General features: G+C 33.0%; 10 protein-coding genes. 4 read left to right on the top strand and 6 right to left on the bottom strand.

What is annotated here, in order from left to right; genetic code table 11:
• Positions 1–4: 4 nt before the first annotated feature.
• The 3 genes from HNV08_RS08275 to HNV08_RS08265 all read right to left on the bottom strand — a co-directional run bounded on the left by HNV08_RS08275 (position 5) and on the right by HNV08_RS08265 (position 5061).
• On the bottom strand, positions 5–1666 hold the full coding sequence (locus HNV08_RS08275; RefSeq protein WP_173280716.1) for a leucine-rich repeat domain-containing protein: 1662 nt from the start codon (positions 1664–1666) through the stop codon (positions 5–7).
• A gap of 35 nt (positions 1667–1701) precedes the next feature.
• Positions 1702–2307, bottom strand: coding sequence for a hypothetical protein (locus HNV08_RS08270; protein WP_173280715.1), 606 nt, complete (start codon positions 2305–2307; stop codon positions 1702–1704).
• Between the two features lie 204 nt (positions 2308–2511).
• Positions 2512–5061, bottom strand: a complete 2550-nt coding sequence (locus HNV08_RS08265; RefSeq protein ID WP_173280714.1) for a two-component regulator propeller domain-containing protein — start codon at positions 5059–5061, stop codon at positions 2512–2514.
• Positions 5062–5438: 377 nt separating this feature from the next.
• Between HNV08_RS08265 and HNV08_RS08260 the strand changes: the two genes are divergently transcribed.
• The 4 genes from HNV08_RS08260 to HNV08_RS08245 all read left to right on the top strand — a co-directional run bounded on the left by HNV08_RS08260 (position 5439) and on the right by HNV08_RS08245 (position 13364).
• The gene (locus HNV08_RS08260; RefSeq protein WP_173280713.1) at positions 5439–6359 is read left to right on the top strand and encodes a glutaminase; all 921 of its coding nucleotides are present in this window, start codon (positions 5439–5441) and stop codon (positions 6357–6359) included.
• A gap of 168 nt (positions 6360–6527) precedes the next feature.
• Positions 6528–9860, top strand: a complete 3333-nt coding sequence (locus tag HNV08_RS08255) for a transglutaminase family protein (protein WP_173280712.1) — start codon at positions 6528–6530, stop codon at positions 9858–9860.
• 20 nt (positions 9861–9880) lie between these two features.
• Positions 9881–12436 carry a circularly permuted type 2 ATP-grasp protein gene (locus tag HNV08_RS08250; RefSeq protein WP_173280711.1) on the top strand — a complete coding sequence of 852 codons (2556 nt, stop codon included), beginning with the start codon at positions 9881–9883 and terminating at the stop codon, positions 12434–12436.
• 1 nt (position 12437) lies between these two features.
• Complete coding sequence (locus HNV08_RS08245; RefSeq protein WP_173280710.1) at positions 12438–13364, top strand: transglutaminase family protein; 927 nt, start codon at positions 12438–12440, stop codon at positions 13362–13364.
• Positions 13365–13376: 12 nt separating this feature from the next.
• Here the strand turns inward: HNV08_RS08245 and HNV08_RS08240 are convergent, their stop codons facing one another.
• From HNV08_RS08240 to HNV08_RS08230, 3 genes are all read right to left on the bottom strand, one after another.
• Positions 13377–14429 (bottom strand): zinc-binding metallopeptidase family protein, encoded by a 1053-nt coding sequence (locus tag HNV08_RS08240; RefSeq protein ID WP_173280709.1) that lies wholly within the window; start codon positions 14427–14429, stop codon positions 13377–13379.
• A 114-nt stretch (positions 14430–14543) separates the two neighbouring features.
• Positions 14544–15500, bottom strand: a complete 957-nt coding sequence (locus tag HNV08_RS08235) for an alpha-E domain-containing protein (protein ID WP_173280708.1) — start codon at positions 15498–15500, stop codon at positions 14544–14546.
• Between the two features lie 9 nt (positions 15501–15509).
• Complete coding sequence (locus tag HNV08_RS08230; protein ID WP_173280707.1) at positions 15510–16946, bottom strand: circularly permuted type 2 ATP-grasp protein; 1437 nt, start codon at positions 16944–16946, stop codon at positions 15510–15512.
• Positions 16947–17058 lie beyond the last annotated feature (112 nt).

The raw sequence follows: 17058 nt of genomic DNA, 5'->3' as shown, positions 1-17058 counted from the left end.
AACATTAATTAACTACAACTTTTTTTATAATAATTCCCGTATCAAATTCAAGCTGTAAAACATAAATACCACTAGCAAAATGAGTCGTTGCTATCTCTGTAGCACTACCTTCTTCTATTAAAGTCCCTGTAATGCTATAGATGGTATAGTTTTGTAATCTTGCATGGTTTGAGACTATAACTTTTATTGCGTTTGTCGTTGTAAAGACATCAACATCATTGGCTAACTCATAATGAGATGTGTTTAAAACAGCATCTTCAGTAACAGGATTAAATCCTGACCAATCTGCGTTAGCACTAGGATTTGTAACATATACACCTGTCGTACCAACTGGTATATGCAAAGCAGTATTACTTCGATCAAAAATAAATGTATCATCCTGTCCTGTCGTTACCGTTGGAGGCACCATAGCTAATGAGGTTACATGCGCTAATGATGGGTTATTGCCAAAAGCAAGCAAACCTATAGAAGTGACATTACTTGGTATGGTAATATCTGTGAGGCTGTTATCTACAAAAGCACCTGTACCAATCGTGTTAACATTAGCTCCAATAATTAAATTGGTTAATGCATTAAATGAAAATGCCGTATTTTCTATTTCAGTAACACTGTCAGGTATGGTAACATCTGTTAAGTTATTATTCTCAAAAGCAGATATGCCAATATTAGTTACACCATCTGGAATGGTAACACTAGTTAACGCTTTATTGGCAAAAGCAAAATCTTCAATTTCTATAACGTTAAATGTTGTAACACTAGGTATTGCAACCGTTGCTGGTATAGTCACAACAGAACCATTTGCGGCATCATAATCGGTCACTTTAATCGTCGTTGCAGAACTTGCCTCAAATACCATTTTAAAACCTGTCCATTGCGCTCCTGAATTTGTCACATATGCATCTGTAGTATTACCTGTTAGTATTAAATGAATAGTACTTCGGTCACTTGCAAACGAATCATTAATACCTGCTACTGTTGTTATGGTTGGAGGCGTTGGGTTTAATGAAAGGACTTCAGTTAAAGGATTAAAATTAAAAGCTCTATTGCCTATACTGGTAACACTTGCAGGTAATACGATACTAGTAAGATTATTAAATGCAAAAGCATTAAAGTCAATATTGGTTACGGTGTTAGGTATTGTAATACTTGTTAATTGGTTCGAAGCAAACGTTCCGTGATTTATACTTGTAATACTATTTGGAATTGTAACACTTGTTAATTGATTAAGTTCAAAAGCAATTGCACCAAGACTAGTGACACTATTAGGAATAGTAATACTTGTAAGTTCATTATCCGCAAACGCCTGATTACCAATAATAGTTACGCTATTCGGAATCGTAACATTCATGATGTCATTAAACGCAAAAGCATCGGATTCTATTTCAATAACACTATTTGGAATCGTAATATGCGTTAATTGATTATTCATAAAGGCACCACTTCCTATACGCGTTACACTATAAGTAGTCATATTGTGAACAAGAGACGCTTGTAGGTCTACAGTTGTGCCACCAGCCATATTATAATCTATAGGTTTAACTGTATTTGGCGCTACGGAAGTTACTTCATATGTAATATAATCTAATACAAATGTATCACCAACAATTTGGGAGTTCCCTATTGAAGCGATAAATAGGGCCATCAACAAAGTAAATAATGTTTTCATAATTTTTAATTTAAGTTTATAGTTTGATTTGGTTATTAGTAATCCATTTTAATGAGTTCACCATTAAGATCGTATCGAAATGTAAACGTGGTACCACCATGCTCTGGTTGAAGCATTACCGTATATTCTGTTTTAGATACATCACCGTTTTTTGGGAATTTTACAAATGCCATGGATAAGGTTGGGTGCTCTACTTTTTTATCTGCTGTAAGTTTTTCGCTAGATTTTTCAGCTAATGCACCTAAAGTAGATAGACTAATCGTTTCATTTAATTGAAACATATAATCTTCCGCTTTGGTTCCTTGCGGCACTTCTAATGAGATTTCTGAGGTTTGATTCCATGTGCCTTGAGTTTGGTTCCATTGTCCCATTTTTAAAGTGCTAGGATCGTCAGTAACCGTAACACCTATAATATTTCCAATAGATTTATTGTAGGTAATTGTTAAATCAGTAAAATAAGCATCACTTCCAAATTCACTTTTTATATCGCTTTCTATATCTGCAAAACCGTCTGCAGTTGCAGGTTGCTTTCCTGTGCTTCCTCCACAGGCCATTAAAGTAGTGCATACCATGACGAATAGCATTTTAAAGGATAAAGTTTTCATTTGATGTGGTTTTAAATTTGGTTTAATTGATTCCATAAAAGTTTGTAGGTTTAAATTATACAGATCAAACTTATTTAATTGTAAAGACCTAAAGCACTATAAATAGTACGTTTGTGACAGATACCCTACAAATTAGTGACGAAACTTTATATCATTTTTAATGGCATATGTTTTTTGATAGAAAAAACTTTCTGGCTCTATGCTCAATTGAAAAAAAAAGAAGATTAAGATTAACTTTATTTAGAAGTGGATTTTGTCTAATTGATCTAAATAAGTTTCTCCAACCGGAATTGATTGTTCTTTTATTGTGACAGAATTTTTAGATTTCCCTGTCACTTTATCTATTCTAATAATGTAAGACCTATGGATGCGCAAGTATTCTAAGGCATCTGGTGTAGTTTTAATAAATTCCCCAATTTTACAACGGATGGTATAGGATTTAGTCAAGGTGAATATATCTAAATAATTTCCGGATGATTTAATGAATAATATTGTATTGGTAGGAATTTTAATATCCTCACCATTCATTCGTATTTCCATGAATTTCTCATCGCCTTTTAATTTCTTTATCAATAACCGAATAAATTCCCTAGTGATATCTTTATTATAAGACAGCACTCTAATTTTAAAGAATACACACACTAAGCCTACAAAAGCAATGAAACATAATGTATAGAACCAACCCGATTTCCAAAAAGGCGGCTTAATGATAAATGTATATTCTAATTGTTCGTCTGTATAACATGTTTTACCTATACACGCTTTTACCTGAAATGTGTATTTACCATAGCTTAAGCTCGGAAAACTAATGACTCTACTGTTAGAGGTGTTCCATGACTCATCGACTTCCTTTAATCTATATTGGTAAGTTAAATCATTATGATTAGCATAAGAAATCCCTTGAACCAAGAAGGTAATGTTGTTTTCATCATAGCTTAATTTTGGCGTATCCTTAGCGACATAATTGTTATCATTAACCGTTACTTTTTCTAGTCTTAAAAACCCTGTATTAATGGCCTTATGTGCCAAAGCACGTTTAGGTAGGTAACATAATCCTTCTTTTGTACCAACCCATAATGTATCATTTATAATTTCAATATCCTCGACTTCATTACTCAATAATCCTGCATTTTTATCAATACTTGTAATATTAAAACCATAAGCATTGAATACAATACGGTTTAAACCTTTGTTGGTACATGCCCAAATAGTAGTGTCGTTTTCTACAAAAATTTCATTTATGATATCACTAGTAAGACCTTCTTGAATTGATATATTATAAATTTCTGGACCATAGACCACAATGCCTTTACCTTGGGTAGCAATATAGACCAATTCGCCATTTTTACTCAAATCCATATCCTCTACTCTGTAGCTTAATAATTCTGAAGTTTGAGGTAAAGATGCCAAACTGTCCTTTTGCTTTTTAAAAACTCCAAAAGGCGTACCTATTAAAGTATCATTTTTATAGATACAAATATCTTGCACACGTTTAGAAAGCCTTGTAAATTCATTTTTTCTCAAATCAAATATGCCACTAGGGTTGCTCGCGTAAATGGATTGGTTACTAACTGGTTCTGATAATTTGGTTAAATACAAATTATACACCAACTCATGATTATATTCTGTTGTATTATTACGAATCGAATAAATTGTTTTTAAAATAGAATCATATTCCACATAAGCCGCAGAACGAGCATTTACATCATTTGACTTTGCATAAGTAACCGTTCTATCAGAAGCAATTGTGGCTACAGATCCATTTCTAAAACCAACAATGAGATCACTGTTTTTTCTCGTCAAGGAGTTAATGTGAGATGATGTATCTTCATTTTGAAATTGATGAATAGAAACTAACGGATTTTTCACATAGTAAACACCAGCATTAGAGGTTGTAAACCAATAACCACCTTCATGATCTATTAAAAAATTTGTAACCGATTTACCTTTTAAAAATTTATTAACTACCTGACCTTGGTTGTTCAATATTTTGCAGCCACCAAATAAATAACCAACAAAAAACTGTGTACTATCTATTACTTTCATTCCAAGAGCTTTTCGCTTAGAATTAATGGTTTTTTTCTGCTTTTTTTGATTTATTATTTCAATAGTATCGCCATCCATAAAAATAGATTTCTGACCTGGCACTAACCATGAAGCATACAAGTGTGTGCTTGCACCTTTTCTTTTATTAAAGTGATTAGAAATTATATCTTTATTTGAAGTGGTGAAATAAGATACAGGCCCTTTAGCATATTCATTTAAAACCACATAACGTTCAGGTATAACCTCTAAATTAAAATATTGATCACTTGTATAGTTTTTAGTAAGATTACCATCTTTATCAATCTGTAACTCTCCATTTATATTATTGCCACCAATATGAAGCGTTTTAGATGCATCAACAAAACAACTTTTTATAATACTTGAAGAATTAAATTCCTTTTGTAATGTGCTATTATATGTATAGGCTGTAAAGCCATCAAATTGTTCATTGAAATAAAAAAGTGCCTGATTATGATAGGTATAGCACCAAACCTGACCATTTGTTTGCGGATAAAATCGAAGTACTACATTACCTGGTAAGCCGTCGTTACTATCAAAGTTTTTAAATTCATAGCCATTAAAACGTGACAAACCTTTATCTGTAGCAAACCAAATATGTCCAACTTTATCTTGGTAAACATCATATACTTCAGAGCTTGGTAAACCTTCATCAACACCATAGTGCTTATAAATGGACTCTTGTCCATTTATTAATGAAAAAAAAGTTAGTAAAACTACTAACAAAAATGAATGTCTGTTAAATATCAAGAAATAATTATTTTTACAAAAATACCATTTTAAATAGCATAGAAATATTTACAATAAAAACGTTTATTCCGTTCGTCACTATTATCCATGGGTTCGTCACAAAGTCAGTAAAATCAATTATTTTTGAGTGCAGGTCAATTGATTTTAAGTTTATAAATACCTAATGCGTTATAGTGATATTATCAAAAATAATTTTAGACCTTAGCCATTAAAAAACATATGACATGCGTTGAAAAATGAGAGTAAACACTAATCTTACAACTTATACTTGGCATCAAGTTTTTCTAAATATTTAACCATGAAATATCTAAATAAAAATTACCTTGCTATTTATATTAATAACGACGCAGTAAATGGATTCAAATTATAAAGACATTATAAAAAACGCTTACGATTTTACAAAACCAATTAAAGACCTTGGAAAACTAGCCACATATATTCCCGAATTGGCAAACGTGAATCCCTCTAATTTTGGCGTTCATATGTCTAAAAATGATGGTACTGAATTTGGAATTGGTGATTATGAAGAGAAATTTTCAATTCAAAGTATCGCCAAAGTACTTTCTTTAACCTTAGCAGTTAAGTTTCTCGGTGAAGAGATTTGGACACGTATTGATGTAGAACCTTCTGGTACTAAATTCGATTCATTGTTATTATTAGAAACCTATGGAGGCATTCCTCGCAACCCTTTTGTTAATTCTGGTGCTATTGTAATTTGTGATATTTTAATTTCTCATCTAGAAAATGCACGTGAAGAATTTTTAGAGTTTGTTAGAGACTTAAGTGATATTCCGGATCTAAACTATTCAGATAAAATAGCAGATTCAGAAAAAGCAACAGGATATAGAAATGTAGCCTTGTGTAATTTTATTAAATCTTTGGGTAATATAAAAAATGATCCGACAGACGTATTAGACTTTTATTTTGATATGTGTTCTTTAGAAATGAATTGCAAACAACTATCGCGCACATTTTCATTTTTAGCGAATAGTGGTTGTAAATTAAAGGATGGCAAAGAAATCATTACGAGCAGTCAAGCAAAACGAATAAATGCCTTAATGCTAACGTGTGGGTTTTATGATGAGTCTGGTGAATTTGCGTTTAAAGTTGGTTTACCAGGAAAAAGTGGTGTTGGTGGTGGCATCGTTGCGTTATATCCTAACAACTTTACCATTGCAGTATGGAGTCCTAAATTAAATGCCAATGGCAATTCGTTTAAGGGCATGAAACTTTTAGAAACTGTAACCACGCATTCTGAAATGAGTATTTTCTAACGCTCATTTTTACGATTCTAAAAACCTATATAGCCTTTTATTTAGATAAATCTAAAAAACAGAACAAACCCAAATCATCAATTCTTTTTCTAGGTAAAATACCTTATTTTGCAATAAACACAGGTAAATTTCTATCTAGGCAGATTACTAACATTCTAAATTCTATGTATGGCATTAAAAATTGTAATATCTCATAAGACGACTTACAAATATGATCGTAAAGTTGCATTATCTCCTCATGTGTTTAGATTACGACCTGCACCACATTCAAGAACACCAATTGAGTCCTATTCTTTAAAAATAAAACCAGAAAACCAATTCTTTAATTGGCAACAAGATCCTTTTGGTAATTATGTTGCAAGATTAGTATTTCCAGATAAAACTGATGAGTTATCTGTAGATGTGGAAATTATTGCCGATTTAAAAACAATTAACCCTTTTGATTTCTTTATAGAAGAATCCGCTGAAGAATTTCCTTTTGAATATTCTGAAACGGTTAAAAAAGAATTGCAACCCTATTTAGAAATAACCGATAACGGTAATTTATTAAAAGAATTTTTAAAAACTTTAGATTATACGCCAAGGAAAACCATCTATTTTTTAGTGCATGTAAATCAAATGATTTATGACTATTTAAGCTATAATATTCGTTTGGATCCTGGTGTGCAATCTTGTGAAGAAACATTAGATCTTAAGAAAGGATCTTGTCGTGATTATGCTTGGTTATTTGTACAAACATTACGTCATTTAGGATTTGGAGCACGTTTTGTTTCTGGTTATTTGGTACAACTAAAAGCAGATGAGAAATCCTTAGACGGCCCTTCTGGTCCTGAAGAAGATTTTACAGACTTACACGCTTGGGCAGAAGTGTATTTACCTGGTGCTGGATGGATCGGTTTTGATGCAACTTCTGGTTTATTAGCTGGTGAAGGTCATATTCCACTAGCGTGTACACCTTCTTTTGAAAGTGCTGCACCAGTTTCTGGTATGACTGATGTTTGCGAAACAGAATTCTTTTTTGAAAATTCAGTTCAACGCATTTTTGAATCGCCTAGAGTCACAAAACCATACACAGAAGATCAATGGAAGGCCATTGATAAACTTGGTCACAAAGTTGAAAAACAACTTCAAAAAAATGACGTGCGTTTAACTATGGGTGGAGAACCTACATTTATATCCATAGACGATTTAGAAGCTCCTGAATGGAATACGGCTGCAGACGGACCGCATAAACGCCAACTCGCTAAAGAGTTATCAAAAAGATTGCATAAAGAATTTGGTAAAGGTGGTGTTTTGCATCATGCACAAGGTAAATGGTATCCTGGAGAACCTTTACCAAGATGGCAAATTGAAATTTGCTGGAGAAAAGACGGTAGACCAATTTGGTATAACAAAAAGTATCTTGCCACATATACCGATAATTTTATAGTACCTCCAAATTCAGATAAATTATTCCTAGAAACATTAACCACTTATTTAGGCGTTTCAAAGGAACATATCATTCCAGGTTTTGAAGACGCCTTCTATTTTTTATGGGAACAAGGAAACTTACCTATTGATATTGATCCCACTAAGGACCGAGACAATACTTTAGTAAAAAATAAAATAAAAGAAATTTCAGAAAACGGCGCATCAACTCCTGTAGGTTATTTATTACCCTTAAATACATCAAGAGGAAAGTGGTTTTCGTGCGAATGGGCTTTTAGAAGACAGCATTTATTCTTAACACCAGGTAATTCTCCTATGGGATTAAGATTACCGCTCAATTCTTTATTAGAAAAATCAGTATATGAAGTATTTCCTTCTTATGAACCCGATTTGTTTTCTAAAAAGAAAAAATTACCAAGTTATAGAGATATTGTAAAAAAACGACACAAAGCATTTGTAGACAACGGTCCTAATCCTGATGCCTCAAAATATTTTGTTAGAACCGCCATCTGTGCCGAAATAAGAGAAGGTAAATTGTTTTTGTTTTTACCACCTTTAGATTCTGCCGAGAGCTTTTTAGATTTAATTGCAGCCATAGAATTTACCGCAAAAGCGTTAAAAGTACCTGTGGTAATGGAAGGTTATGATCCGCCAAAAGACAACCGACTAGAATCTCTAAAAATAACACCAGATCCAGGCGTTATAGAAGTTAACGTGCATCCTGTGACCAATTGGAAAGATTTATGTTATAACACAATGACCTTCTATGAACAAGCCAAACTATCGCGATTAGGTACTGAAAAATTTATGTTAGATGGTAAACATACAGGTACTGGAGGTGGTAATCACGTAACTTTAGGTGGTACAAGTCCGGCAGATAGTCCGTTATTACGAAAGCCGAGCTTACTGAGAAGCTTATTGACCTTTTGGCAACATCATCCTGGATTGAGCTATTTATTTTCTGGCTCTTTTGTAGGACCAACCAGTCAAGCTCCTAGAATTGATGAAGCTCGTACAGATAGTTTATATGAATTAGAAATTGCGTTTAGTCAAATCCCAAAAGATGGAGAAGTGCCTTTTTGGCTCACAGATAGGTTGTTTAGACATTTGCTAACCGATTTAACAGGAAATACGCATCGTGCAGAATTTTGTATTGATAAATTATATTCACCAGACTCGTCAACCGGACGCTTAGGAATTTTAGAATTACGTGGCTTTGATATGCCGCCTCATCCCAAAATGAGTTTAGTGCAAATGCTTTTAGTAAGAACGCTAGTCTCTTGGTTTTGGAAAAAACCTTACGAACATAATTTGGTGCGTTGGGGAACGGAATTACATGACAAATTTTTAATAGAACATTATGTACGTGAAGATATTAAAGACGTTGTCGCACAGCTAAATAAAGCCGGTTATCAATTTGAAGAAGATTGGTTTAATCCATTTTTTGAATTTAGATTTCCACTTCATGGCATGTTAGAGATTAATAATATTCACTTAGAATTGCGCGCAGGAATAGAACCTTGGAATGTTTTAGGTGAAGAAATGACAGGTGGCGGAACGGCTAGATATGTAGATTCTTCTTTAGAAAGATTGCAAGTAAAAGTATCTAATTTTATTGATGAGCGTTATGTATTAACCTGTAATGGTGTAAAAGTACAATTAAAAAACACTGGCGTAAAAGGCGAATATGTGGCTGGCGTCAGATATAAAGCATGGAACCCTTACTCAGCATTACACCCAACAATTCCTGCAGACACACCATTAGTATTTGACATTGTAGATACATGGAATAAACGTTCTATTGGTGGCTGTACATATTATGTTGCGCATCCTGGTGGACGCTCATATGACGTCCATCCTGTGAATAGTTTCGAAGCAGAATCAAGAAGAATTAATCGTTTTTGGGAGTTTGGACATACGCAAGGCGAGATTAATCCGGTAGAAAACATTAATTTAGACACAGAACCCGTAAGCAGAAATGTAGCTAAGAAAAATAGCTCTAATCGTTTTTCATATAAAGAATTACCAGTTAATTTTGAATTTCCTTACACTTTAGATTTACGTAAAAAGTAGAAAGCGTTGCTAATTATAAAATGAAAACTCTGACAAAGACCATATTTAAGAATTATTTTTCGGCATCATCTAAATATGATGAATTGCTTACCTCAAAAATGAGCATTAAGGACAATTGGAAAGTTTTATCGCAAAACTTACTCCATATTGGTACCGAAAATCTGGCTATAAAACAGACCGAATTAAATTGGCTTTTATCAGAAAATGGTGTTACCTATAATGTGTATAACGACCCAAACGGTCTCAATAGACCATGGGATTTAAATGTGGTGCCATATTTAATTCACCAAAACGAATGGACTAACGTTGAAAAAGGAATTCAGCAACGTGCAGAATTATTAAATCTCATTTTAAAAGATCTATATGGCAAAAGGGAACTGCTTAAAAATGGCATATTACCACCAGAAGTCATTTATGCGCATAGTGGATTTTTACGTGCTTGCGACCAAATAAAATATAAGAATGCTAAGCAACTTTCCATATATGCCGCAGATTTAGCTAGAGGTCCAGATGGGAGAATGTGGGTTGTGAATGATAGAACGCAAGCACCTTCTGGTATGGGTTACGCTTTAGAAAATCGTTTTTCTACGAGTAAAGTCATTCCGGAGTTGTTCACAAATATTAATGTAACCCAACCTACTAATTTCTTTAACGACTTTAATCAACTGTTAATTAACTCTGCAGCCACAAATGCTGAAAGTCCAATGGTTGTTATTTTAACACCTGGTCCACATAACGAAACGTATTTTGAACATTCGTATTTATCGTCATTTTTAGGCTATCCGTTAGTTAAAGGAAATGACTTAGTGGTAAGACACGGAAAAGTTTGGTTAAAGTCCTTAAAAGGGTTGAAACAAGTCGATGTCATTTTAAGACGAATCGATGACACCTTCATGGATCCATTAGAGTTACGAGAAGATTCATATTTAGGTGTCGCAGGTCTATTAGAAGCGGTTCGTTTACAGAATGTATCTATTATAAATCCTATTGGTAGTGGTGTATTAGAAAACCCAGCACTCAATCCTTTTATGAAAAATATTTGTAAGTATTTTTTAAATGAGGAATTAATTCTGCCGCAGATTGCATCTTGGTGGTGTGGACAAGAAAAAGAAAGAAAACATGTTTTAGCAGATTTACCATCCTTTGTTTTAAAAAGAATTGATAGATCTAATAGAGAACACATATATTTTTGTGAATTTTTAGATAAAGCAGCTTTAGAACAACTAAAAAAGGAGATTTTAGAATTTCCTTTTAGGTTTATTGCTCAAGAAAAAATAGCGTTTTCAACCGCTCCAAATTTTATAAAAAATCAATTAGAACCTCGAAAAATATTATGCCGTACATTCGCCATAGCTAAAGACGACAGTTATAGTGTTATGCCAGGTGGCTTAGTAAGAGTTGCACCAGAACGTGAAGAATTATTTGTGTCTAATCAACGTGGTGGTACAAGCAAAGATTTTTGGATTGTTACAGATACGCCTCAACCTAATCTTCAAAATTATTCTTGGAATAAATCTAACTCAAGTCCATCTACAGTAATAAATGATGTACCTAGCCATACGGCAGAGAATTTATTTTGGTCAGGTAGATATATTGGTCGTGCGTTAGTGACTGCAAGATATTTAAGAATGGTTTTAAACCAAATGACCAATGCGCAGTATAACGATAGAAAATCTGAATCTGAAAGTTTAAAAATACTCTTTCAATCCATCACAAAAATAACATCTACCTTTCCTGGATTTATTGGAGAAAACGAAGCCGAAGCGTTACAAAATCCTTTAAAAGAGATTAAAGACATTATTCTTGATGAACATAAAATAGGAAGCTTTGCACAATCTATGCAAAGTTTTAGCAATTCATACTATGCGTTAAGAAACTTATGGTCTAGAGATATGTGGCGCGTTTTTGATGGTATCCAAAAGCACATTAAAACCTTAAAAAACAAAGAAGACTACACAGTGTATACACTGACAAATTTCTTTGACAAAATTATTACGAGACTTATCGCTTTCATGGCATTAACAGAAGAAAGCATTATGGTAAGACAAGGCCTTCTACTCTACTTCATTGGTTTACAATTAGAAATTAGCGCCATGAATATAGAAAAATTTAGAGCTGTATTAATTGTAAATTATGATGAAGAACTCGAATATGAAATTTTAGAATCCTTATTAAACAGTCATGAAAGTTTAAACATTTACAGGTACAGTTACAATTCTTATTTAAGTATAGAAAACGTCATAAATTTAATCATTTTAGATAAAGAATATTCTAGATCGTTAACCTATCAAATGCATCGCTTAAAAAAGGATATTGATAAATTACCTTCTACCCATCAAAATAACGAATTGACCGTTTGCCAAGAAAACATGAATCTCGTTATCTCCAAATTAGAAAGTTTTACAATTTCAGACATGTTATCAATACATTCAGAATCTAATATGCGTGATAAATTAGATCAACTTTTATCTGATTTGAGTGATTTGTTACATGTCACATCCATGTCTATTTCAGATACATATTTTAATCATTCGCAACCTCAAAAACAATTGGTTAACAGAAAAATTTCGAATTAATATGATTTTTGATCTTTGGCATAAAACAAAATATATTTACGAAAACGGAGCTTCGTTTTGCCATAATTTAACGACCATAAAGCCCAAAACATTTCCTGGGCAAACCTTATTAGATTATACCTTAGAAATTTCGCCAACGCCTACAGATATCACAGAACGCACTGATTTCTTTGGCAATGCTGTAACTCGTTTTTCAATTCAACAACATCATAAGGAGCTTATTGTTATTGCCAAAAGTAAAGTTGAACGCGATTATGCGTCACAAATTGATCATGAAACGTTTTTGAAAGCAAAAGATATTTCTATAGAAGACACCAAATTGGTTTTAAAAGGAACAGCTTCAGAATTAATTGATGTAAGACAATTTTTAATGCCTTCGCCTTTAATATCTAGTAATAGTGAAACCATTAAATCCTATGCAGCAATGTCCTTTAAACCTGGACGATCGTTCTATGACGCTACGTATGAATTGATGCAACGCATTTATACTGATTTTGATTTTGTACCTGGATTTACAAACATTGCTACACCTTTAAAAGAGGTTATGTTAGCAAAAAAAGGGGTTTGTCAAGATTTTGCTCAAATTGCAATAGCATGCATAAGGTCTATGGGATTACCTGCAAAATATGTCAGTGGCTACATAGAAACCTTACCTCCTGAAGGCAAAGAAAAACTCATTGGGACAGATGCATCGCACGCATGGTTTTCTGTATACTTACCAAATTATGGTTGGGTAGATTTTGATCCTACAAATAATCAAATCCCAAAAAACCAACACATTGTTGTAGCACATGGTAGAGATTATTATGATGTACCTCCATTAAAAGGTGTAATTTATAGTATGGGAAAAAATACTATGGAAGTTTCTGTAGACTTAAGACCTTCTAAAGATTACTTAGCCCAAATGCAATCACAATCGCAACAATAACAAAATTTAAAATTATCTACGCTTAGGTAATAAAAGATGATGAACAAACTTTAGCTTTTCTATTATAGCAGTTGAGATAACAAACGGATAAACATCTGGAATTCCCATCGCTCTGTTTATACTATTTACCGCTAAGGATAAAGGAACACATTTACGCACAATGACGTCAAAATTTACTTTGGTATAAGGATCAAAGGATACTTTTGTTTTTAAATCCTTAGTTTTAAAATTTGGTTTCACATTAAGCTTAAAGAAATAGGCTGTTTCTACCATATCCATAATGTGCAGATAGTGCGCCCAAGTTTCTGCCCAATCTTCCCAAGGATGTGACGTGGCATATTTGCTAATGTATGATTTTTGCCAATCCTTTGGTGTTCCTGTTTTATAATAGGTTTGGAGTGCTTCAGAATAATCTTGAGATTCATTACCAAAAATGGACCTAAATTGAGCTAATACTTTGGCATCATTTTTTACTAATCTGTTCCAGTAATAATGACCAACCTCATGCCTTAAATGTCCTACTAATGTTCTGTAGGACTCTCTTAAATCTATTCTGGCTTGTTCTCTAAGTACTGAATTCGCTTCTTTAATTAAAATTGTAACAACACCATTAGCATGACCTGTCATTATTTTTTCATTGTCTTGTTTGGCGACAAAATCAAAACACAAACCATCCTCGTGCTTTAATTTACTAGGTATTCGTAAATTAAACTTTTGAAGTTGATATATTAAACGATGCTTTGCAACTTCAAGATTTCTCCAATATTCAAGATTATCGGATTCTGGATCAGATAGATTTGGTATGGTTCTGTTGAGCTGGCATGCGCTACAATAATCTTCAGGACTATCCTTGGCTATTATCCAATTACAAGCATCGTACACTTTGTTTTTACAATATTTATATTCAAGATGTTCTCGATCCGATATAAGCGCTTTTATATTAGGTTCAAAAGAAAGCATCATGCGATCTTCTGCTCTATAACCTGTTAAATGCCCACAATTATCGCAGGTATAATTTTCAAAAAAAACGGAATATTTACAATTTCCACATTGAAATATTTTCATATAATAAAAAGATATATTCTAACGCGGCAAATGTACTCGAATTAATTATTTCTTTTCTCTAGAAATACATAGAATTATAACAAATCCAAACATCTGTATCTCATAAATCATTACCTATTTTACATGAGGTTCTATAGAGAAAAAAGCTTCGTAAATGGCTGTAGAAATGTCGTTTAATTTTAATTGAATATCGTCTAGATACTCATGCATTCCAGTCTCAATAATATTGTCAATATCTGTATACTCTAATTGAGATCTTAATGCTCCTAATCGTTTTTGTGCTGTATTTCTATAACCAAAGGAGTTTCCAGATAATCGTGCAATACATTGCTCTGAGCGCATTAAACATGTTAAAATAGACCTTGGAAATTCAGTATCTAGAATTAAAAATTCTGCTATACTCGACGACTTTAATTTCCCATATTTTTTTCTATACATATCATATGCACTCACGGATTTTAATAACGCAGCCCATTGAATTAAATCTAAAGAAGAACCTACTAGTTTTACTGATCCTAAAAGTAAATGATATTTTACATCTAATACACGCGATGTTTTATCGGCACGCTCAATGAGTTGACCAAGTTTTCCAAAATTCCAACCGTCATTTCTAGACATCGTAGCATCGTACATGCCGTACAATAGTTGACAACCATTTTTTATGGCGTTAAAGAATTGGCGTAAATCTTTATCGTCATGTCCTTTTTTTACAGAATCTGCTTTTACCAAATAGTAAAGTGCATTAATTTGTTCCCAAACTTCTTTAGTAATTTCTGGTCTAATAGCACGTGCATTTTCTCTAGCATTGATGATACAATTGTAAATTGAATTCGGATTTTGCTCTTCAAAAGCCATAAAGTAAATCACTTTCTGCTTTTCTACTTCATTATGAAGCTGTTCATACAAGGGCCAATCACCTGTTATAGCAACCAAAGGCTTCCATTGCTGTTCCTTGTTTGATGGCAATTCTAATGATAAATTAAAATTTACGTCCATAAAACGTGCATAATTCTCTGCACGTTCTAAATATCTATTCATCCAATAAATGGTGTTTGCAACTCTACCTAACATAATTTTATTTTAACTGTTTAATACCCAAGTATCTTTACTTCCACCTCCTTGAGAAGAATTAACGACAATAGATCCTTTCTCTAATGCAACACGTGTTAACGCACCTGGAATAATTTTTATATCGTCTCCAAACAATGCATATGGTCTTAAATCTACATGTCTACCTTCAATAGTTTCATCTGTAATTGTAGGTACTCTAGATAAATTAATCATTGGTTGGGCAATATAATTTCTAGGGTTTTTCTTAATCTTAGCAATAAATTCCTCTTGCTCTTTTTTAGTCGATTTCGGACCAATTAGCATACCATAACCTCCTGAAGCATCCGTTTGCTTTACCACTAAATTATGAATGTTTTCAATTACATATTTACGATCTGGCGCTTCATCACAGATGTACGTTTTTACGTTTGGTAAAATCATGTCTTCACCTAAATAGTATTTAATAATTCTAGGAATATAAGCATAGACAGCTTTATCATCTACAACGCCTGTACCTGGCGCATTGACCAATACAACATTGCCTTTAAGGTAAGCTCTAAATAATCCTGGTGTCCCTAAAAGCGAATGCTTATTAAAAACTTCTGGATCAATAAAATCATCATCGACACGTCTATAAATAACATCAACACGCTGTAAGCCATTTGTAGTAATCATGTAAACAAAATCGTCTTTTACAATTAAATCTCGACCTTCTACCAATTCTGCTCCCATTTGTTGCGCTAAATACGAATGCTCAAAGTATGCAGAATTATAGGTACCTGGTGTTAGAACAACAACCGTTGGTTGCTCTACATCTGTTAGCGACTCTAAAGTATCTCTTAAAATATGTGTATAATTATAAACTGGTTTTACATCTAACTTTTCAAACAACTCCGGAAACGTACGCTTTAAAATTTCTCTATTCTCTAACATGTAAGACACGCCAGAAGGACATCTTAAATTATCCTCTAAAACATAATATTGACCATCACCTCCTTTTATTAAATCTGAACCTGTAATATGACACCAAACGTCTTTTGGAGGTTTAAAACCTTCTAATTCCTTTAAATAAGACACACTCGAGAAAATCATCTCTTTCGGAATTATTTTATCTTTCAATACCTTTTGGTCATTATATATATCTTGAATAAACAAATTAAGCGCCTTAATGCGTTGTTGTAAGCCTTTTTCTAAATACTGCCATTCTTTATTCTGAATAATCCTAGGTATAATATCAAGGTGTAGTATGCGTTCTACGCCTTGATTGTCATTATAAACATTAAATGTCATTCCTAAAGAGAGTTGTGCGCGATCCGTAGAATGCTGAAGGGCATTTAACTTACTCACACTCATTTTTTGTAAGCGATCTAAAAACAGTTTGTAATTAGGTCTAACCATATTGTTTTCATCAAACATCTCGTCGTAAAAACCTTTAGTGTCATAAGTGGATAAGTTGAGTTTTGCCATAAGCGTTTAGCGTCTGTGTTAGTTTTCAAAAACGTCCTATAGTTATTAATCAAAAAAACAGATTAACTCCTACTAAAAACAGAATTGAATTAAAAGAAAATGATAGTAATTT

Source organism: Winogradskyella eckloniae (assembly GCF_013249045.1).
In the GTDB taxonomy this organism is placed as follows: Bacteria; Bacteroidota; Bacteroidia; order Flavobacteriales; family Flavobacteriaceae; genus Winogradskyella; species Winogradskyella eckloniae.
Note: the sequence above shows the minus strand (reverse complement) of the source record. Positions and strands in the feature narration are given on the sequence as shown.

Coding starts and splice junctions, on each gene's coding strand:
- HNV08_RS08245 (WP_173280710.1), top strand. CDS start 12,438: ATGATTTTTGATCTTTGGCATAAAACAAAATATATTTACGAAAACGGA.
- HNV08_RS08275 (WP_173280716.1), bottom strand. CDS start 1,666: ATGAAAACATTATTTACTTTGTTGATGGCCCTATTTATCGCTTCAATA.
- HNV08_RS08240 (WP_173280709.1), bottom strand. CDS start 14,429: ATGAAAATATTTCAATGTGGAAATTGTAAATATTCCGTTTTTTTTGAA.
- HNV08_RS08260 (WP_173280713.1), top strand. CDS start 5,439: ATGGATTCAAATTATAAAGACATTATAAAAAACGCTTACGATTTTACA.
- HNV08_RS08235 (WP_173280708.1), bottom strand. CDS start 15,500: ATGTTAGGTAGAGTTGCAAACACCATTTATTGGATGAATAGATATTTA.
- HNV08_RS08230 (WP_173280707.1), bottom strand. CDS start 16,946: ATGGCAAAACTCAACTTATCCACTTATGACACTAAAGGTTTTTACGAC.
- HNV08_RS08255 (WP_173280712.1), top strand. CDS start 6,528: ATGGCATTAAAAATTGTAATATCTCATAAGACGACTTACAAATATGAT.
- HNV08_RS08270 (WP_173280715.1), bottom strand. CDS start 2,307: ATGGAATCAATTAAACCAAATTTAAAACCACATCAAATGAAAACTTTA.
- HNV08_RS08250 (WP_173280711.1), top strand. CDS start 9,881: ATGAAAACTCTGACAAAGACCATATTTAAGAATTATTTTTCGGCATCA.